Source organism: Vibrio rubrogenes, from assembly GCF_059641415.1.
Genome location: NZ_JCARSY010000011.1, coordinates 107,332 through 127,188, shown reverse-complemented (window position 1 = coordinate 127,188; position 19,857 = coordinate 107,332). Strand labels below are relative to the sequence as shown.

The window sequence follows — 19,857 nt, the reverse complement described above, 5'->3', positions numbered from 1 at the left end:
ACTAACTCAGTAAAATGATGACGGTTCCTGTCAGGGTCATCAAAATGTTGGCAATGGTATACGTCCCTGCATATCCGAGCGCAGGGATGGTTGATTTCGCATAGTCATTGACGATATCCATTGCCGGTGCGCAGGTTCTTGCTCCGATAATGGCACCAAACAGTAACGCCCGGTTCATTTTCAGAACATAAGCGCCAATGAGGTAAGCAAAAAATACCGGGACGACACTGACCAGAAAAGCCAGACCAATCACTTTGATACCGATTTCTGACAGGTGTTGAAACATACTACCACCGGCACTCAGGCCGATACCAACCATGAAAATCATTAACCCGAGATCTTTGGTCATATTCAGTGCACCTTGCGGGACATAACCAAAGGTTGGGTGATTGGCCCGTAAAAAGCCGAGAGTAATTCCAGAAAGCAATAACCCGACAGCATTACCTAAACCAAAAGAGACTTGACCGAAGGTCATGGTAATCAGACCGAGCGTAATCCCAAAGATGAAAAAGGCGCAAAAAGCCAACAAATCTGCCATTTGACTGTGGATCGAGATGAAACCGATTTTATCTGCGAGCCCTTGTACCCGGCTTTTTTCACCACTGACCTGAAGGAGGTCACCTTTGGTGAGCACAATATCTGAGTCCATTGGCATTTCAATCTGTGCCCGGACCACGCGGTTGAGAAAACAGCCATACTCGGAAAGATTCAGGTCAGACAGCCGTTTGCCGACCATGCTGTCGCTTTTAACCACGATTTCTTCTTCTGAAATGCGTAGGTCAAGCAAGTTGCGGTCAAAGACTTCTTTACCGTTTCTGAAACTGGGATCCAGCCTCGCGTGGCTGTCAGGAAAACCGACTAGCGCGATTTCATCGCCTTCTTGCAAAATCGCGTCACCATCCGGATGAGCTAAAATGCCATTACGTCGGATGCGCTCAATGTAACAGCCCGTTTGACGGTAGATCCCCAATTCACGAAGATTACGGCCGTCAATCCAGTCTGTCAGCTCTTTTCCTACCCGATAAGCACGAATAATGGGTAAGTAAACTTTCCGCTGTCCGTTATGGCCTAAGCCGCGCTCCCGGGCAATTTGCTGAGCTGAATCTGAGAGGTTCTGTTTTTGCAGTCTCGGCAGCAGCTTTGCAAACATAATCATACTGATAAGGCCGATAAGATAAGCAATCGCATAGCCGACGGAGACGTTCTCCAGTACGCGGGACATCTCCATATTACGGGGAATTTCCGCCAGTCCGGAACCTAAGGCATCTTGGGCTCCGACGAGGATCGGTGTTGAGGTCAGTGCGCCAGCCATCATCCCCGCAGACAAGCCGTAATCCAGATGAAGGGCTTTGCCCCCGAAATAAGTGATTAGATTGGCAATGATGAGAACCGTCAGGCTTAAGATCAGGTAGTGCTTTCCATCTCGGAAAAAGATACCGAAAAAGTTTGGTCCCGCTTCGATACCGACGCAATAAATAAACAGCATGAAACCGATGGTGAGCGCTTCTGAATTCAGAGAAAATCCGAGGTGGCCCATGAAGAGTGAGGTGACGAGAACTCCGATGGAGTTGCCGACCTGCAGGCTACCGAAACGAATTTTCCCCAGCGCCAGACCACTCGCCAGAACAACAAAAATAAGCAGAATAGGGTTTTCTTTTAACAGCAAAACAACGTTTATATTCACAACTCGACTCAGGGATGTGGAAAAAGATGGCTGGTAAATTGTATCTGAAATATAAGAAAAAATAAGGGTATTTTTCAGGCTTTTTGGCACAAAGAAGAATTTTAATCTTAACGAGGGGAAGAGGGGGAAGAATTAGTGCGCCAGAGCGTCAGAAAAGCAAAACCTGCCAGGATAATTGGCAGGTTAGTCAGGTCGGTATTATTCGTCAAAAAGACCCAGATTTTCTTTAGCATAAGCCTCGAATTCAGTACAGCCACCAATATGAGTCTGGTCGATGAAGATTTGCGGTACGGTTTCAACGGGCTTGCCTACGGTTTTTTCCAAATCAGCTTTGCTGATGCCTTCTGCCTGGATATCCACGTAGCGGAAATTAAAATCGTCACGTTTTGCTTTCAACGTTTCTGCATGTTCTTTTGCCCGAACACAGAATGGGCAGCCGGGACGACCAAAGATCACTACAAACATAACTTTCTCCTTCATGTGTTGTTGGCGTAACTATGCCTGAAGTCACTTCGGAAATAAAGTTACATCTGCCTCTTGTTTTAATAGGTTAAAACGATGTAATCGATGACCTGTCACGGAAAGAAATGTGGGCCGCGATGGCCCACATGAGATCAAAATCTTAAGGATATGCTGTTCGTGTCAGAACTGAGGCAACTTATCGTAGCGAGAATCTTTCAATACATCTTTGACGCGTTTGAGGTTTTCCCGGAATCCTGAGCCGCGACGTAACGTAAAGCCGGTTGCGAGCACGTCAATCACCGTCATCTGAACCACTCTACTTGCCATTGGCATATAGACATCGGTATCTTCCGGGACGTCCAGACAGATGGAGAGTGAACTAACCTGATCGAGCGGCGAATCTTTGGCGGTGATGGCAATGACGGTGGCACCATTCTGTTTTGCAAGATGCGCGATCTCAACCTGACTTTTGGTTCGGCCAGTATGAGAGATCAAGACAACCACATCATTATCGGTGCAATTGATACAGCTCATACGCTGCATGACAATATCTTCAAAACAGGAGATCGGAATATTAAAGCGAATAAACTTATTCTGTGCATCACGCGCGACTGCGGAAGAAGCCCCCAAGCCAAAAAATGAAATTCTCTTGGCTTGAGTCAATAAATCAACGGCACGGTTAATTTGTGCAGTGTCGATGCTGTTTTTAGCAACATCAAGGCAAGCCATGGTTGATTCAAAAATCTTATGCGTGTATGCATCCGGGCCATCATCTTCTTCGACATTACGGTTCACATAGGGTGTCCCATTTGCCAGACTTTGGGCGAGATGAAGTTTAAAGTCCGGAAAACCTTTGGTATCCAAACGACGACAGAAGCGGTTTACCGTGGGCTCACTCACGTCAGCCATTTTGGCAAGGGTTGCAATACTGGAATGAATTGCAGTTTGTGGTGACGCCATAATGACTTCTGCAACTTTGCGTTCAGACTTGCTAAAATTTTCCAGATTTTTTTGAATTTTTTCTAATGTATTCATAGTGTTCACACGGGAAAAGAACATTTCAGGAATTCGACCTGATCACTGGTGATATCGAATCATGATACCCAAAGCATTCAATATTCATCACGAAGCGGGCATGGGAAATGAGTATAAACGTATGCACCGGTAATTCTGTAACATTTCAGGTTATCAAATGATAAGAATATGACAGGCCTCAAACTAAATTTCATATGATCCCTCAATTTTACCGCTAAATCTGAAAAAACAGTATTTCTCCGAGACAAAATGATTCATTTCTTACATCAGTCAGAAATAAAATTTCATCAGATGTGATCGAGTGACCGAAAACAGGAAATGCATATTATATGTTGCCTGACAGAATGCGTTCTGCTGAGCGTTGGATTTGGCGCAGTAATGTGGGTGCTAACGCGGCAATATGTCGCTGTTCTTCCAAAACTGCATGTAAGATATCTTTGGTGGTCAACGGATTGGCAAGTACGACACGGAACACGATGGTATTGAGATACTGCCAACGTTTCGGTGTCAGCTGCGTCCGGGAAACGAATGATTTGCCGGATTCTCTTTGTTTTTTCTGAATAAATTTTGTCAGTTCGTTCAGTTGTTGATTGAGTTGAGCAAGGGCATCACCAGTACTGTGTTGCAAGGCGAGACGTGCTTGTTCGGGGACATAACGATAAGTCAGTAAACACAATTCAGGTTCTGAAACGAGTTCGAAGTCATCCTGTTGACGGATAAGGTCGGCAAAATAAGCTGCTTTTTGAATGCTTTCATTGATCAGCAATTCGTAACCCGCCCGACTGATGATATGCATACATGCATAGACCAACATTGCCATACCGGACCGAGAGCCTTCCAGCGTCCGGCTGCCTAAATCTTTCGACCCTTCACGGAGAATATACTGAGCATGATGCTCAATCGCATGACTTGATGTGGGGGACTTAAACAGCACCATCCCGGCGCCCATCGGCAGGTAAAGTTGTTTATGGGCATCAATTGTTACCGAATCGGCTAGTTCTATACCGCTTAGCAGATGGCGGTATTGATGTGACATCAATGTTGCACCACCCCAAGCCGCATCGACATGAAAATGACACTGTTCCTGCTGACAGATTGCTGCTATTTCAGCGAGTGGGTCGATATTGCCAGTTTCAGTTGTCCCGGCAACGCCCACCACTGCAAATGGTAAAATCTGCTGCTGCTTCAGTTGTCGTATCGTGGTTTGGAGTGCATCGGGTTTGATTTTATTATGTTCATCAGTCGGAATGACCACTAACCCTTGTTGGCCGATTCCCAGTAAATCCGCTGCTTTTTTTAACGAATAATGGCCACGTTCTGAGACCAGAATCGCTAACCCTTCATAGCCATAATGTTTCATCGCCCGGAACAGACCTTCTTTCTCAACCCCCTGAAATGCGCCCTGAGCTTTGAGAGCATTATTGCGGGCGACCCATAAGGCTGTGATGTTGGCGATGGTGCCACCAGAGCTAAATGCCCCCAGAGAATGGTTGGCACTATGCATCCACTGAGTGTAAAAGTCTTCGCTACCCGCATAGATAAGTCGGTGTAACATGCCGATGACCTGACGTTCGAGTGGGGTAAAGGCTTTCGACGTTTCAATTTTGACTAGGTTTTGGTTCAGAGCGATCATGATTTTTGACAGCGGCATCAGAAAATAGGGCAGTGCAGATGTCATATGACCGATAAAACTGGGAGCCGAAGTATGGACCGATTGAGCAACAACCTTATCCAGCAAATGCTGGGTATGCTCAGAGACAAACACCGGTTGTTCCGGAATCTGTGAGGATAGAAAATCTTGCTCAATTGCTTTCAGCGGCTTTTCTTCGGAAACGATATGTTCTCGTAAGAACTGATTGAGGTTCTGAGAAATCTCTTCTTCGATTTGGGTCAGCGTGGACCCCGGACCTTCCGGTATGGTAAAAATTCGAAGCAGGCTATCAAAATTGGCTTCCGCTGTTTTGCTTTTTAAAACCATAAAGCTATTAAATCGTGTCGTGGCCTATTCTGGCGGGACAATCTAAACGAAAATGTCATGAATGTCCCGTATTAATTGATGGGCTTGCCAAACAGCCATTGTCTCAATGATGGCTATATTGGGTGACTCAATAATCAGAGGGTCAAAATCCAGATGAATGAATGATCGAACGAATCTGAGATTTAAAGTCGTTATCTGATAAGTTACTTAATTCGTACAAGACTTCAGCCCCGGTTGCGTTGATTTCTACCTCATGGTCGTCAATGCTTTCATCTTGTTCACGGAACAGCAGTAAGTGGTAAGCAATTTTGGCGACATCAAGATAAGAGACTTCTCTTGGTTTATGCAGTCTCTCTTTGTTTGATGCCACAGAAAGAAAATCCTGATCAAATCCCCATGTTTTGAGGACATGATAGCTGGTCCTGTTACAGCGAGATTCAAAAATACGCATTGCCAAGTCATGATCAAGGTAGTTGCCTTGTTCAAGATAGAGGTGGTATTCGTTGAGTAAGCAGAATAACCCGATATCCGCTAATAGACCGACGAGCAATGCTTTATCTGATTCCAGATAAGCATATTCCTGTGGATCCAGATGCTTAAATGCGTTGGTAACCAGAACCATCGTTGCACATAACTTTCTTGAGTTGGTCGCACTTTGGCGCAGGATTTGATTACAGTCATCCCGAAGATTCACCGAGTATTTCAGTTGCTTCACTGCCTGTGCCGTGACAATGTCTCTGACTCGAAAAATACCAAGTCTGGATACGGCCGTGTTGATATCGCTATAGGCAATACTTCTGGAATTAAAAATGACGGAATTCGCAATACGCAGGACAACAGCTGTCAAGCCCGGATCATCGATTAAACACTCCGCGACATCAGTGACCGTCGTCGTTTCATCCAAACAAAGCTTCTGGATCTCCAGCACGACCTGAGGGATCGGGGGGAGTTCTATCTTTCCGCTTCGTATAGACAATTCAACCATTTGAGCAAATTCGGTTTCAATTGCCTGAAATAAGGCTTGTTGATCACTCGGAAGCCAAAAAAAAGAGACGTGATTCATATTCATCAGATTCGTTGCTATTTACGTTATTTTAGCGTTGCACTGACAGCACCGCAATGAATTATCGGTGAGTTATAAAAAATATCGGTCTTACGTTCAAATTGAGAATACACACGCATATTTATTATCTCTGTGTAATTGCTCTGGTTTTGATGGGACTCATTTCACACCCCGTGCCGAGATTTTAGAAATCAATTCGTTATATCTTTTAAACCGACAACAAGGCGATAGCTCGGATGTTCCCGCTATGAATCTCCGAGTTATCGCCTATGAAGTCAGCCTGAAATATACGTATAACGACTACTGAGGCTAGGGTAAATGATAGCAACAAAATTTTTTGATTACTTAATGGAAAGAGAAAACTTTGACACGAAGTCAATATTTGGGGATATCGGGCTATTTTGGCAAGATGCAATGTTTGCTTTAATCAGCACAAATCATATTTATATTCGAGGTGGAGGTATTCTGGATGAAAAATTAAATGCTTTAAACTGTGCAAAATATGTCTTTGTTAAAAAACAAAGTATTTCTAAAGTGAATTATTATGATATTACTGAATTATTTCAATCCGGTTATCCCTATCTGGGAGATCTCATCAGCCGTTCAAAGACATTGGCTATTTTTCAGAAAAAGCAAAAATATGCATTGTCGAACCGACGCTTGAGAGATTTACCCAATTTACACTTGACCATCGAGCGGATGATGAAGAAATCAGGGATTCCGGATGTTGCCACATTCTTTAAGCTGGGTGCTTTGAAAGCCTTTATCAAAGTCAGGCAACTGTATGGCACCACGACAGACATCAAACTGTTGTGGAAATTTGTGGGAGCCATTGAAGAAGTACACTGGAAACTGATTCCGGAAAGGCGTAAACAACAGTTGTTGAATGAATGCTGCATCCTGATAGAAATAGAGGAGGGATAATATTGAACAGCCAAGTCGCTTAACTTGGCTGTATTAGTCATGAGTAATCAGGTCAATCGTTCAAATCAGTATTTGAAGCGGGCACTTAAGATGATTTGATCATCATATGTGTCATTAAAGCGAGCTTCAGCAGCAACCGAGAACAATTCTGTAGAGTGGAAGCGAGCGTAGGCAGCACCCAACCAATCATCATTACTATCAATGCTCAGATAACCCACTTTGCCACCGACTTCAAGTTGTGGCCCCAACCACTGGCGAACACCCAGATTCAATTCCATACCGGTATCACTGCCTCGGGAGTCATCGTAATCAACCATGCGGACTAACATTTCACCTGTGAAATCAGCCCAGTTGTTAATTGGCGCGTGGAAGCCTAAACCGCCTGTTAGATCGTAATCGCCTTCAAGTTTTGAATCGACTCGTCCTATCACATGCGCATTGGGATGAACTGACATACTCAAACCAGCACCATAAGTATTGGGACTAATACCTATCCGAGCTTCATAGTAGTCATAACTGAAATTGCTCATCACCGATGGACTGTTTGGATCTACCGCTGCAAATGTATAACCAGAGGCTAGTAACAACACTGTTGCACTAATAATTTTACGCATAACCGAACCTATCTTATTTAGAATCCCTGTAAAATGGCAGTAATTCTGCCTTCAATCAACCCTTTAACACATCATAAACCGGATGGGAGGTATAATGCTACCTTAAGAGTGTCATGCTTTTGTCGTGTGAGTGAATCATTTGCAAATACAATGCCATAAATGAGAGTCAAAACACACCTCTATTATTGGTGAGGGAAATGATAGCCATTGCAAGCGAATGACTATCGAAGACCGCTTAACCATTCTTCAACAGTACTCTGGCTTCATCAGCGCTTCGAATTACTCGCCAAATTCACGACGTCGCTGCGACAGGGCAGCGAGTATTTCCGCTGTATCCAGTATCTTCATCCAAGGTGACAGGTCGGTTTCGTTCTGAATCATATACTGAGTGAGTTGGTGTTTAATGGCTTGGCGAAGTGCATCTCCTTGCCAGGGTTTACTGATATAAAAATCCAAACCGGCATGATTGATTGCTGTGACGGTATCATCGAGTCCAGCCTGTCCGGTCAGGAGAACTTTGCGTGCCGTTGCCGTTTGCGGATCGGCATTGAGCTCTATCAGGAATTGAATACCGGTCTGTTCCGGCATGATGTGATCACATAGAATCAGTGCCAGAGGAATGTCTTGTTGTTGACAGTCAGACAGGACTTCTTTTGCCTCCGATACCGACTGGGCTGCCTCAACGACGAAATCATCTTCAAAGCAGTCCAAGTCTTGGACCACACTGTCCAAAATTTCCCGTTCGTCATCAACACAGAGGATCAAATAACGTCGATTCATAGTGTGCTCCTTGATCATCACTATTCATGATTGCATGTGTTTATCAATGTCCGGCTGGACGAGGGGCAGATAAACATCAATCGTTGTGCCTTCGCCCACCTGTGAATTGAGCTGAATCCAGCCTTGATGTTGTTGAATAATTTGCTGACAGACTGAAAGACCGATCCCGAGACCGAAATTTCCCTCTTTTTTGGTGGTAAAGTTTAGTTCAAAAATCCTCTCCTGGAGTTCAGCCGGAATACCTGTTCCATTATCGCTTACAGTGACACACAGGTAAGCGCGATTTTGATATTCGACCTGACGAGTATGTATTTCGATCTTGCCATTGTGTTCAGGAAGGGCATCGAGTGCATTCGACAGTAGGTTGACCCAGACTTGCTGTAACGCCGTGGGTTGGCCGTAAACCAGTGAGGTTGTGGCATATTCTTTGATCAGTTGATATCGTTTAAGTCGGTTTTCAAAAATGACCAGAGTATCTTCAAGTCCCTCATGAATATTGACGGGCAGATAGCCTTCGTCGTCTGCTCGCGCATAACTTTTCAGGCCTTTGACCATATCTGTGATCCGTTGAGCGCAGATGCGTACTGACCGCAGCGCATTCCCGGTTTTCATATAATGTTCGAGTTGATAAACGTACGCTCTGGCCTCGGTCTTTTCCATTCTGAGTTGTTCGATGAGATCACGATCATGATCCAGTTGTAATTTGACCAATTTCTTGGCGAGACTGTGATCCGGTAGTTGATTTTGCAGCGCTTTCACCCGTTGTCTCTCTTCTGATGTTGAAAGCGGGGTGACGGTCATGGCACGGTGCAGTAATGCCGTTGCTTGCTCAGTCAATGCCGGTGTATGTGTATTGAACACCCATTCAATTTGTTCCGCCAGTGTTTCAGCACCGCGTAGAATCGCTGCAACAGGGTTATTCAGTTCATGAGCGACCCCGGCCACAAGCTGACCGAGGACGGCAAGCTTTTCCCGCTCGACTAACTGTTGCTGGGTTGCCTCCAGTGATTCGAGCGTTTTCTGTAATTCAAGTTTTGTGGTAATGCTGCGTTGTAAGCGTCGGTTAAAATGACGTAAAAGTAGATTGGTGAACAGCGGTAATAGTTGACTGTCGGAATGCATCACCTTGGCAAAAACCTCTCGATCAAGCTTGATAACATGAGTTTTGGTGAGTGTGACAGCTGTTGAGAATGAAGGTTCGCCGGTTACAAATGACATCCCACCGACCAGATTTCCTTTTGGATGCCGGACGACTTCGCGTTCATGGCCGAGTTCATCTTGCTTAAATAGTGCCACTTCTCCTTGAGTGATAAACCAGAGAAACTGATTTTCTTCTCCTTCCCGGGTGAGCAGGTGATTGGGGGAGTATGTCCGGCACGCGTGGGTTTCATCTTTTTGCTCAAAGAAGGCATACAGGAGAACGATCACCTTTTCTGCCAGTTCAGTATCACTCATCTGATGATAATCATGAATAAATCCCTGCCGGAAATGTCGCATGGAATTATCGACATGGGCGCGCAAGAGTTGTTTCTGGTCGAGCACTTGACTGTAGTCTAATAAGTTGTCAGATTCGGCATCGAGAATAAACCGGGTCAGCTCTTTGTTGGCGGTTTGGTACAATATTTGGTTGGGTAGTGGCTTGGTGAGCGCGTGGTCCAATCTTCCTTCATTGACCGCCGATAGAATGACCTGAATATCTTTTCCCGCGCTAATGAGCACTTTTCTGGCATCCTTGGTGTGGGGCTGCTTGTCAAGCTGAATCAAGAAATCTGCGCCATTGAGCGCATCATGGTGGCAGGCGATCACTAAAGCGACAATTTGTGAACGTTCATGAATAAAATCCAGTGTATACTGCGCGTCGCTGATCGAATCGACACAATATAGATCGAACAGGCCAGTAAAAGGGGTCAGTTCATGCTGATACTGTTCCACACTGATCGGGTTGTTATCTAAGCAGATAATCGCGTAGTGGTTCACAAAGCTCTCACAGATAAGAATATCCTTTCTGAAACTTTACCAAGGTTTTACGGATGGGGATGAGAGCTAAGTTCTATAATGAGCGGTTTGTCGGTGAAAAGAAATGAAACAGTCTGGATTGCATGATTGATGTGAATCTCATCGATGGATACCATTGAAAGTGTAACAATAAATATTCAAATAACTTTTCTGCTTAAACGGATGTGTATCAGTTGCAAGGTGATTTGAGTATGTATGATAGACAATAAACTAAAGAGATCCTGTGTTATGAATCAACTTAAAAAAATCGCAGCAGTTGGCGGTGCGGTCTGCTTGGTGGCTTCCTGGCCATTAGTCGTCGGACAGATAGCCGAAAGAGTGTTTAAAGACAATATTGGCAATATTGATAATCAGTTGGTAACGGCAAAAGTGCTGAGTTATGACCGTGGATATCTTTCGTCACAGGTTAAAACTGAGATTCAGGTGACTGACCCGGGCTTAAAAGCACAGATGCAGGATGATGATTTACCTACGTCATGGATTTTGAACAGTGATATGCAACATGGCCTTCTTTCTATTCATGCCGTCACTCAGTTAGACAATCAGCCGGATCAGCCGATAAAAATCGTGACCCGGACACAGCTCAACGGCAATACCCATTTTGAAGTGGATAGCCAAGTGACGCATTATCAGGGCAATACATGGTCGATGACATTCACGCCAATGTCATTGTCTGGAGATGTTACAACGTTAGGTGAAATTGATTATCAGCTGGATATCCCATCTGTGCAGTTTAGTAATGCTGATCTTCAGATTCAGGTGAATAATCTTTATGGCAATGGTCAGGGTAAAAAAGAGAAAGGATTCTGGATTGGTTCTCAAACGCTCCAGGTCGATAAGACCGTGATGTCTGATGACTCTGGTCTGGGAGATTTTACTTTAGAGAATGTTGGGTATCAGAACACCTCATCTATGGATGCCGATCGGACCCGATACGATACTCGTCAACAATTTAACATTGCCAAAATTTCGGCTCAGGATGGTGTAGTTGAACATCTGAATGTGATTTTCTCGATGGGACAGCTTGATGTCGCTAGTTTGGCGAAGATTGCTGAAATATTGGAGCATTATGCCGATATCACGCCGACTGATGCGCAAAATTTACAGCAAGCGCTTGATCAACTGGTTTCTAAAGGGTTTTCAATTGCGTTAGAACAGTTGGATATCGGTTTAGCACAAGGACAAATAGAGTCCAAAGTTGATCTGCAATTGCCAGAAGATATGCAACAAACTATGCAAGATCCGCTGGCCGTCGTCAAAAAACTGACAGGGCATGTAGAAAGTCAAGTGCCGAAAGCCGTTACCGATGCTTTCCCAGTATTGCGGCAAGGTGTCGATGAGCTAGTGACCATGCAAATGATGCAGGAAAATGGTGATGCCTATCAGATGAACGCAACCGTACAAGATGGTGACCTTGTTTTTGACAGTGGGAAGAAAGTGCCGCTGATGGCAATATTGATGTCAGCGATGATGCAAATGTAACCATTTTTTATCGTTCAATCGATTTATTCTGGGTTATTTCAGCACCAGCATTCGAAAAGAGGCAATTCGCCTCTTTTCTGCTTTTTTTGTCACCGGAAAAGTGATATTAATCAAGGCTTCTATTATAAATGCATGATTGACCGTAGGAGCAACGAACCCATGAAGTTAAAGTCTGACACCGTGTATAACTTCAGTGCAGGCCCTGCAGCTTTACCAAAAGCCGTGATGGAACAGGCGCAAGCCGAATTTATCAACTGGAATCAACTGGGCACATCCGTGATGGAAATCAGCCATCGCAGTAAAGAGTTTATTCAAGTCGCCCAAGAGGCGGAGCAGGATCTTCGGGAGCTGTTGAATATTCCTGATAATTATAAAGTCCTGTTTTGTCAGGGGGGGGCCAGAGCACAATTTGCGGCGGTGCCATTGAACTTATTGGGTCAGTCAACCAAGGCGACTTATATTGATGCCGGATACTGGGCAGAGAGTGCGATTGATGAAGCGAATAAATACTGCGACATCGATTTATTTGATGCCAAAACTGAAATTGACGGACAAATGGCCGTGAAACCAGCCAGTGAATGGCAGGTTGCTCCAGACTCAGCGTATGTTCACTTCTGTCCGAATGAAACCATTGATGGCATTGAGATTAATGATCTGCCGGTTACGGATAAACCGATTGTGGCAGACATGTCTTCCAATATTCTGTCGCGGGAGATTGATGTCAGTCAGTACGGGGTGATTTATGCCGGTGCCCAGAAAAATATCGGACCGGCGGGGATTACGATCGTTATCGTTCGGGATGATTTACTTGAACTGGCTCATAAGATGTTACCGAGTGTTCTGAACTATAAAGAACTGGCGGAAAAAGACTCCATGTTTAATACCCCGCCAACCTATGCTTGGTATCTTTCTGGTTTGGTCTTTAAATGGCTGAAAAATCAGGGTGGGGTTAAAGCGATTGAGCAGGTCAACCGTGAAAAAGCCGAGGTACTTTATGGTTACATTGATCAGTCGCCATTCTACCGTAACACGATTCATCCGAATAACCGTTCTCGAATGAATGTTCCGTTCCAGTTGGCAAACCCTGAACTGGATGGCAAATTCCTTGAACTGGCCAAAGAAAGAGGTTTGGTGGCATTGAAAGGTCACCGTGTCGTGGGTGGTATGCGGGCGTCACTTTATAATGCAATGACACTAGAAGGTGTTCAGGCATTGGTTGCATTTATGCAAGAATTCGAGGCGGAATACGCATAATACTGAATTCACAGCCGATTGATTGAAAAAACGCAGCAAAATTGCTGCGTTTTTTTATGGCTTATGATGATCGGACCCGTTTTGATTTCGCTGGATTTTTGTCCCGTTGCTGTTGCGACTTGGCTGGCTGAGATGGCGTTTTCTGAGACTGATTGCGGCCCTCGCGCAATGGCGCAAATCCAGGTTGAGATTTGGTATGTTTGGTCGCAAAACGATTCGCCCCATGTCTGCCGGATTTTCGACGTTGTGCCGGTGTTTGTTTCTGTTGGTCTTCTGCCGGAATCAGGCAGTGAGGGGCGTCACCAATCAGATGCTTTTTGCCCATATCAACCAATGCTTGTCGTATTAACGGCCAGTTATTCGGATCATGATAGCGAAGTAATGCTTTATGCAAACGGCGCTGGCGCTCTCCTTTGGCGACCGGTACAACATCGCGCTTTTTATACTTGACGCGTTTGAGCGGATTCGTCTCTGCATGGTACATCGCTGTGGCGTTACACATCGGGGATGGGTAAAAATTTTGAACCTGATCGCATTCAAAATTATTTTTCTTCAGCCACAGCGCCAGATTCAACATATCCTCATCTTCGGTGCCGGGGTGAGCGGAGATGAAGTAGGGGATCAAATACTGTTTTTTCCCGGCCTCTGCGCTGTATTGTTCGAACATCGCTTTGAACTGCTCGTAAGCGCCCATACCGGGTTTCATCATCAGATCTAATGGCCCTTTTTCGGTATGTTCCGGGGCAATTTTCAGGTAGCCGCCGACGTGGTGTGTCACCAGCTCTTTGACATACTCCGGGGACTCAATGGCTAAATCGTAGCGCACACCAGAAGCAATCAAGACTTTCTTAATCCCTTCGACCTCCCGGGCTGAACGGTAGAGATCGATGGTATGTTTATGATCAGTATTGAGTTTGTGACAGATCCCCGGGAACACACAGGAAGGACGCCGACAATTGGCTTCCGCTTTCGGATCTGAGCAGCCTAAACGATACATGTTGGCCGTCGGCCCGCCGAGGTCAGAAATTGTTCCGGTAAAACCGGGAACTTTGTCGCGAATCTCTTGCAACTCTTCCAGAATCGACTCTTTTGAACGATTCTGAATAATCCGCCCTTCATGTTCAGTGATGGAACAGAAAGAGCAGCCGCCAAAGCATCCGCGCATAATATTGACTGACGTTTTGATCATATCGTAGGCCGGAATCTTCGCTTTTCCGTAACGAGGATGGGGAACGCGGGCATAAGGCAGACCAAAGACAAAATCCATCTCTTCGGTAGAAAGCGGAATCGGTGCCTGATTGACCCATAATTCCCGATCACCATGCTTCTGGATTAAAGCACGGCCTGAGTAAGGGTTGGTTTCCAGATGGAGCACCCGGCTCGCATGAGCATAAAGAATCCGGTCATTGACCAGTTTTTCATACGACGGCAGACGTACCGCCGTGGTTTCAGCATCGTGGCGGGAGGGACGTACCGTAATTGGCTGGGCTTGCGCCTCACTGGTGTTGGTTTCACAGGCGGGTTCGGCCTGATAAGGATTGGTCGGCACAAACGGTTTACCCGGCTTTTCTATCCGCGAAGAGTCGATGACTCGATAGGTGTCCGGCGCTTGAGAGCAGATCACTGCTGTGCCGCGAATACGCGTCATCGACTGAATTGATTCTCCCTGTGCCAGCCGGTGAGCGACTTCGACCAGTGCCCGCTCGGCATTACCAAATAGCAGAATATCAGCCTTGGCATCAAATAAGATCGAACGACGGATTTTGTCTGACCAATAGTCATAGTGGGCGACGCGGCGCAGGCTCGCTTCAATGCCCCCTAAAACAATTGGTGTCTCTTTATAAGCTTCGCGGCAGCGTTGGGAATAGACCAGCGTGGCGCGATCCGGCCGTTTTCCCCCTTCATTTCCGGGCGTATAGGCATCATCATGACGCAGTTTTTTATCTGACGTGTAACGATTGATCATCGAGTCCATGTTACCGGCAGTAATCCCAAAAAACAGGTTGGGCTGCCCCAGCGTCATGAAGTCTTCTTTATTATGCCATGCCGGCTGAGCAATAATCCCGACCCGGAATCCCTGAGCTTCGAGCAGACGGCCGATAATCGCCATGCCAAAGCTCGGGTGATCAACATAGGCATCACCGGTGACGATGATGACATCACAGCTATCCCAGCCCAACTGGTCCATTTCTTGTCTGCTGGTTGGCAGAAACGGTGCGTGACCGAAGCACTTGGCCCAATAGGGTTCATAGTGATGAATTGGCGTGATGTTGCTGTGCATATTTTGACCTCATGAATGTGCGGCGGGCATTATAGCGGCAAGTGAGAGGCGCTGCCAGCATCATCAATCCACAAAATAAATCGGGGTATTGATTTGTCACGTTAGAGGATCGTTCCCTCGATGTACCCCGACAGTTCTGCATCATTCAGCTTTCATCCGGCAGGGTTTTTGGTATGATCGCGCTATCTAATTTTATGTCAGATTTCGTTATGCTGAATGCTTTTATTGCCGTATTGCTTCCTATGACTGTCGGAGCACAATTCATTCTTACGCTTGTTTTGACCAAAGGAGAAATTTGTCCGGGGCAACGGGGACGAATTCACCGTATTTTACCGTTATTGTTTGTGTTATGGCTGCTGGTTGCTTCTCAGCATCTATGGACGTTATTGAATGTTGTGCTGGTTGGCTATTTTTATTCTCAGGTCAAAACCGGTAAAACCCGACAAGAAGGGCCTCTCAGTCTTCTTCTGGTTGCAAACGGGGTCGCCGGTCTCACCCTGCTTTATGCTATTCTGACCGCCCCGAACTGGATTGCCGCTATCTCACTGGTATTGTCATGCTTGTTGTTAGGAGCAATTGCCGCCCATCTATTATTAACGATTGCCAGAACTCGTCTGCAAGCTTTTCATCGACTGTTACCCGTTGCGGGGATTGTGGCAGCAATGTTATTGACACTTTGTATTGTACCGTTGACTGCCAATATGGATCCGATTCAGTTACAAAATGTGTTGCACTCGATTTTGCTCTGTTTCTCTCTGTTAGTGACCGCTGTGATTATCTGGTCGTGGCATTTACTCATGACCAAAAGCGCGGATAAAATTCAGTTGGGTATTTCCTGTTTGGTACTGTTAACGTCAATGACCGGATTTCATCAGTTGTATTTTTATTAGGCAGCTTGCCACAATTTAGCACTACACTTACATGAGGTTTGAGGTTGATTTCATTCAGGCTGATGGCCTCAGAATCACAGAAAGGAGGGTAGTGATGGACTTTTCAAATATTGATCGTTTAGACAATTCGATTTTGCTTGGTATCGTCAATGAGAAACTGCGGCTCGAATGTGAAAGTTTTGACGATTTAGTAACCACTTATGAGTTTAATTCTCAAGCTGTGCTCAATAAGTTAGGTCATCTGGGTTATCAGTATGATCCGCTGACCAATCAATTCAAAGCCGAACATTGAGTCTGTTCATTGGCATGAGCGCGTTTGAAGGTTACTGAACCCTGGATGGGGCGGGGATAAGACATGGCCGGACAGTGACTCCCGCCATGTCTTAAGAGGCAATGCACCTGATTCATTGATAATGTGAATGATTGGGTATGTTTGCTTGTGATTTGACGTCATACAAACTCATGATCTTTGACTGGGGTGTAAAATGAGCGTTTCGGACTATCTAACACCACATGGGTCGTGACCCGGCGGATTTTGGGATTTTCCTGCATCAGTGTTTCAATGAATGCGTCATACTCCAGTGCAGTTGCCGCAGTCACCAGGACTATCAGATCAAACTGCCCGGTCACATAATAGATTTGTTGGATATTTTCTTTCTGCTCAGCCCAACTTTTGAAGTGGGACAGTGTCTGGTAGTTGTCCCGTTCGATCTCTAAACCGGCTAAAAAGCTCATATGATTGATCAGATATTGCGGATCAATGATTGCCACTTCCTGTTGAATAACTCCCTCCTGACGTAATTTTTTGATCCGGCGTTGTACGGCGGATGCCGATAATCCAATCTGTTCGGCAATCCGTTCGGTTTGCAGCCGACAGTTACGTTGCATGATATCCAGTATTTTCTTATCAAATAAGTCAAGTTGCATATTTTAAGGTCTCTGGTGCGGATTTTCTGCATATTACGATAAAATATGCAGAAAATCATAGCCAGATTTGATGATTTCTCCGTTCAGCTGCACTTTTTTACCGGATACTATTTGAGCCGAGACGGTGCGCGTGAAAGAGCGTGTCTGGCCGGTATCGATTTTGAAACCTATGGAAGCTTGTACTGATGTCTAAGTCCCCACCGTATTCTCCTGAAACACTGGCACTTTCGGCTGGTTTTTTTCCGGATCAGCAAACCGGAGTCACGACCCCCAATATTACAATGTCGGTCAATCACTGTTTTGTACCGGAGGAAGGTTCGTTTTCCGCCAACGGGATTGAGGATTTGGCCGATACGCCTTTTCTGTATGCCGGCTGGACCAATCCGACCGTCCGACAGCTTGAACAGCGCATTGCTGCATTGGAATGTACTGATGATGCCTATGCAACGACGACGGGTATGGCAGCATTGTCAGCGGTGTTTTTTTCACTGTTGCGTGCCGGTGATCATTTGATTATCAGTGATGTCTGTTATGCCGCTGTTTATGAGTTAGCAAGAGAAGTCTTGCCTGATTACGGTATCGAAGTCACACCGGTGAACCTGACGGATCTCGATGCGGTCACGCAGGCAATTCGTCCCAATACCCGGCTGATCCATGCCGAGAGCCCTTGTAACCCATTACTTCGTCTGACAGATTTGGCGCAACTGGCGCATTTAGCCAAACAGCATCAGGTATTGCTGTCCGTGGATTCAACCTTTGCGACACCGGTGATTACTCGCCCGGCAGTACTGGGTGCCGATCTTGTCATTCACTCGCTGACCAAGTTTATCAATGGTCACGGCGATGCATTGGGCGGGTGTGTCGCGGGGAACAAAACTTTGATTGCAAAAATTCGTTCCAGAGCGGCAGCGCATTTTGGGATCACGATTAGCGCACAAAATGCCTGGCTGATTATGCGTGGTATCGAGACCTTGTATCCACGGATGAAAACCATTAGTGATTCGGCGTATCAAATCGCGCAATGGCTGGAGAATCATCCCCGGGTGAAGCAAGTGAATTATCCGGGGCTCACATCTCATCCTCAATATGTGCTGGCGAAGGAACAGATGGCTTATGGAGGCGGGATTATCGTTTTTCAGGTCGATGCGATGGATGACATTGCACAACGGTTTGCCAAAGATGCTCGTTTATTTTATTACGCTTATTCTATCGGTCACCAGCGTAGCCTGGCGGTCTTGCTGAAAACAGCCGACTTGATGGCATCGACCTACCGGATGACGGCTGAACAGGAACAACAATTTCGACGTTATGCCGGAGAAGGAGTATTGCGGTTGTCGATTGGTCTGGAAAATCCGCACGATCTCATTGAAGAGCTTGATCAGTTACTGCGTTAATCGGTTCTTCGCGGTTTATACCACTTTGAAGTCTCTCGGAATAAGGATGTAGTAAGAGGTAAAAAGTGGATACGGGCTGTCCGTCTGGCTTGATTTTTTTGTAGACAAGGTTGTGATTAATTGTGACGAAAGTATTGAAAAGTGCTACTGTTCTGTCGCACTATGTTAAAGATAACTTTGCTGAATAATTCAGCAAAGTTGACAACACAACATCGCATTTCTTGATGGAAATGGTCACAGATATAAAAATCATAAAGGGACAGTATGAATAAAATATTAAAATCAGCTATTGCCGGGGCGGTACTTGCCTGCTCGGCATTGACGACACAGGTTTATGCAGCATCATCTGCACTGGAAAACATCCTGAATAAAGGGGAACTCAGAGCTTGTTTTGACGCTGGTTATGTGCCGTTTGAAATGAAGACCAAAGATGGTCGTTTTGTCGGTTTCGATTTAGATATGGCAAAACATATGGCACGTTCTATCGGCGTTAAATTTGTACCGGTTAATACCGCATGGGATGGGATCATTCCTGCCTTGCAGACCGACAAATGCGATATCATTATCTCTGGTATGACCATTACACCAGAGCGTAATCTGAAAGTTAACTTTGCCGACCCTTACATTGTTATCGGACAGTCGGTACTGATTTCGCCTAAACTGGTTGGCAAAATCAAAAGTTATCAGGATCTTAATGATCCGAAATATACTTTAACCAGTAAGCTGGGAACCACAGGCGCAGATGCCGCGAAACGTTATATCCCGAAAGCGAAGCTGGATCTTTATGACACTGAAATCGATGCCGTACTTCAAGTCTCAAATGGTAAAGCCGATGCCTATGTGTATGATTTACCGTATAATGCCATTTATGTCGCGCAGCATCCACAGCAGGTGACACATCTGGATACACCGTTTACTTATGAACCACTGGGATGGGCAATTCGTCAGGATGATCCTAATTTCCTCAATTTCCTGAACAATTACCTGCGTCAGGTGAAAGGTGATGGAACTTACCAGCGTATTTATGATAAATGGTTCAAGTCTGATAGTTGGCTGAAGGATGTTCAGTAATT

The 19,857-nt window shown here is 45.5% G+C and carries 18 protein-coding genes; 8 read left to right on the top strand and 10 right to left on the bottom strand.

Annotated elements, in window-relative coordinates; genetic code table 11:
* Position 1: 1 nt before the first annotated feature.
* From AC55NX_RS10475 to AC55NX_RS10455, 5 genes are all read right to left on the bottom strand, one after another.
* Positions 2-1,684, bottom strand: coding sequence for an aspartate:alanine antiporter (locus tag AC55NX_RS10475; RefSeq protein WP_496995678.1), 1,683 nt, complete (start codon positions 1,682-1,684; stop codon positions 2-4).
* 198 nt (positions 1,685-1,882) lie between these two features.
* On the bottom strand, positions 1,883-2,149 hold the full coding sequence (locus AC55NX_RS10470; RefSeq protein ID WP_038178314.1) for a GrxA family glutaredoxin: 267 nt from the start codon (positions 2,147-2,149) through the stop codon (positions 1,883-1,885).
* A gap of 177 nt (positions 2,150-2,326) precedes the next feature.
* Positions 2,327-3,181, bottom strand: coding sequence for a MurR/RpiR family transcriptional regulator (locus tag AC55NX_RS10465; RefSeq protein ID WP_496995677.1), 855 nt, complete (start codon positions 3,179-3,181; stop codon positions 2,327-2,329).
* A gap of 325 nt (positions 3,182-3,506) precedes the next feature.
* On the bottom strand, positions 3,507-5,159 hold the full coding sequence (gene panP / locus AC55NX_RS10460; protein WP_496995676.1) for a pyridoxal-dependent aspartate 1-decarboxylase PanP: 1,653 nt from the start codon (positions 5,157-5,159) through the stop codon (positions 3,507-3,509).
* 142 nt (positions 5,160-5,301) lie between these two features.
* Positions 5,302-6,222, bottom strand: a complete 921-nt coding sequence (locus AC55NX_RS10455; protein ID WP_496995699.1) for an HDOD domain-containing protein — start codon at positions 6,220-6,222, stop codon at positions 5,302-5,304.
* A gap of 318 nt (positions 6,223-6,540) precedes the next feature.
* On the opposite strand from AC55NX_RS10455, the gene AC55NX_RS10450 reads away from it, so the two are divergent.
* Positions 6,541-7,146, top strand: coding sequence for a TfoX/Sxy family DNA transformation protein (locus AC55NX_RS10450; protein WP_496995675.1), 606 nt, complete (start codon positions 6,541-6,543; stop codon positions 7,144-7,146).
* Positions 7,147-7,211: 65 nt separating this feature from the next.
* On the opposite strand, the gene AC55NX_RS10445 is transcribed toward AC55NX_RS10450, so the two are convergent.
* The 3 genes from AC55NX_RS10445 to AC55NX_RS10435 all read right to left on the bottom strand — a co-directional run bounded on the left by AC55NX_RS10445 (position 7,212) and on the right by AC55NX_RS10435 (position 10,517).
* Positions 7,212-7,760, bottom strand: a complete 549-nt coding sequence (locus AC55NX_RS10445; RefSeq protein ID WP_496995674.1) for a hypothetical protein — start codon at positions 7,758-7,760, stop codon at positions 7,212-7,214.
* Positions 7,761-8,039: 279 nt separating this feature from the next.
* Positions 8,040-8,540: a response regulator gene (locus tag AC55NX_RS10440; RefSeq protein WP_496995673.1), complete on the bottom strand. Its 501-nt coding sequence runs from the start codon at positions 8,538-8,540 to the stop codon at positions 8,040-8,042.
* 24 nt (positions 8,541-8,564) lie between these two features.
* The gene (locus AC55NX_RS10435; protein ID WP_496995672.1) at positions 8,565-10,517 is read right to left on the bottom strand and encodes an ATP-binding protein; all 1,953 of its coding nucleotides are present in this window, start codon (positions 10,515-10,517) and stop codon (positions 8,565-8,567) included.
* A 267-nt stretch (positions 10,518-10,784) separates the two neighbouring features.
* Here AC55NX_RS10435 and AC55NX_RS10430 point away from each other — a divergent pair, with 267 nt between their 5' ends.
* Both AC55NX_RS10430 and serC read left to right on the top strand, forming a co-directional pair.
* Positions 10,785-12,038 carry a DUF945 family protein gene (locus tag AC55NX_RS10430; protein WP_496995671.1) on the top strand — a complete coding sequence of 418 codons (1,254 nt, stop codon included), beginning with the start codon at positions 10,785-10,787 and terminating at the stop codon, positions 12,036-12,038.
* Positions 12,039-12,197: 159 nt separating this feature from the next.
* Positions 12,198-13,292 (top strand): 3-phosphoserine/phosphohydroxythreonine transaminase, encoded by a 1,095-nt coding sequence (gene serC, locus AC55NX_RS10425; RefSeq protein WP_496995670.1) that lies wholly within the window; start codon positions 12,198-12,200, stop codon positions 13,290-13,292.
* 61 nt (positions 13,293-13,353) lie between these two features.
* Here serC and AC55NX_RS10420 read toward each other — a convergent pair whose 3' ends face one another.
* A complete protein-coding gene (locus AC55NX_RS10420; RefSeq protein ID WP_496995669.1) occupies positions 13,354-15,573 on the bottom strand; it encodes a YgiQ family radical SAM protein in 2,220 nt (739 codons plus the stop codon).
* 173 nt (positions 15,574-15,746) lie between these two features.
* On the opposite strand from AC55NX_RS10420, the gene AC55NX_RS10415 reads away from it, so the two are divergent.
* Both AC55NX_RS10415 and AC55NX_RS10410 read left to right on the top strand, forming a co-directional pair.
* Positions 15,747-16,463: an HI_1241 family integral membrane domain gene (locus tag AC55NX_RS10415; protein WP_496995668.1), complete on the top strand. Its 717-nt coding sequence runs from the start codon at positions 15,747-15,749 to the stop codon at positions 16,461-16,463.
* Positions 16,464-16,557: 94 nt separating this feature from the next.
* Positions 16,558-16,755 carry a DUF4250 domain-containing protein gene (locus tag AC55NX_RS10410; RefSeq protein ID WP_496995667.1) on the top strand — a complete coding sequence of 66 codons (198 nt, stop codon included), beginning with the start codon at positions 16,558-16,560 and terminating at the stop codon, positions 16,753-16,755.
* Positions 16,756-16,913: 158 nt separating this feature from the next.
* Here AC55NX_RS10410 and AC55NX_RS10405 read toward each other — a convergent pair whose 3' ends face one another.
* Positions 16,914-17,390, bottom strand: coding sequence for an Lrp/AsnC family transcriptional regulator (locus AC55NX_RS10405; RefSeq protein ID WP_496995666.1), 477 nt, complete (start codon positions 17,388-17,390; stop codon positions 16,914-16,916).
* 45 nt (positions 17,391-17,435) lie between these two features.
* Between AC55NX_RS10405 and AC55NX_RS10400 the strand changes: the two genes are divergently transcribed.
* From AC55NX_RS10400 to AC55NX_RS10390, 3 genes are all read left to right on the top strand, one after another.
* A complete protein-coding gene (locus AC55NX_RS10400) occupies positions 17,436-17,576 on the top strand; it encodes a hypothetical protein (protein ID WP_496995665.1) in 141 nt (46 codons plus the stop codon).
* A complete protein-coding gene (locus AC55NX_RS10395) occupies positions 17,576-18,784 on the top strand; it encodes a trans-sulfuration enzyme family protein (protein WP_496995664.1) in 1,209 nt (402 codons plus the stop codon). Before AC55NX_RS10400 ends, AC55NX_RS10395 begins: the two co-directional genes overlap by 1 nt.
* A 264-nt stretch (positions 18,785-19,048) precedes the next feature.
* The gene (locus AC55NX_RS10390; RefSeq protein WP_496995663.1) at positions 19,049-19,855 is read left to right on the top strand and encodes a transporter substrate-binding domain-containing protein; all 807 of its coding nucleotides are present in this window, start codon (positions 19,049-19,051) and stop codon (positions 19,853-19,855) included.
* Positions 19,856-19,857 lie beyond the last annotated feature (2 nt).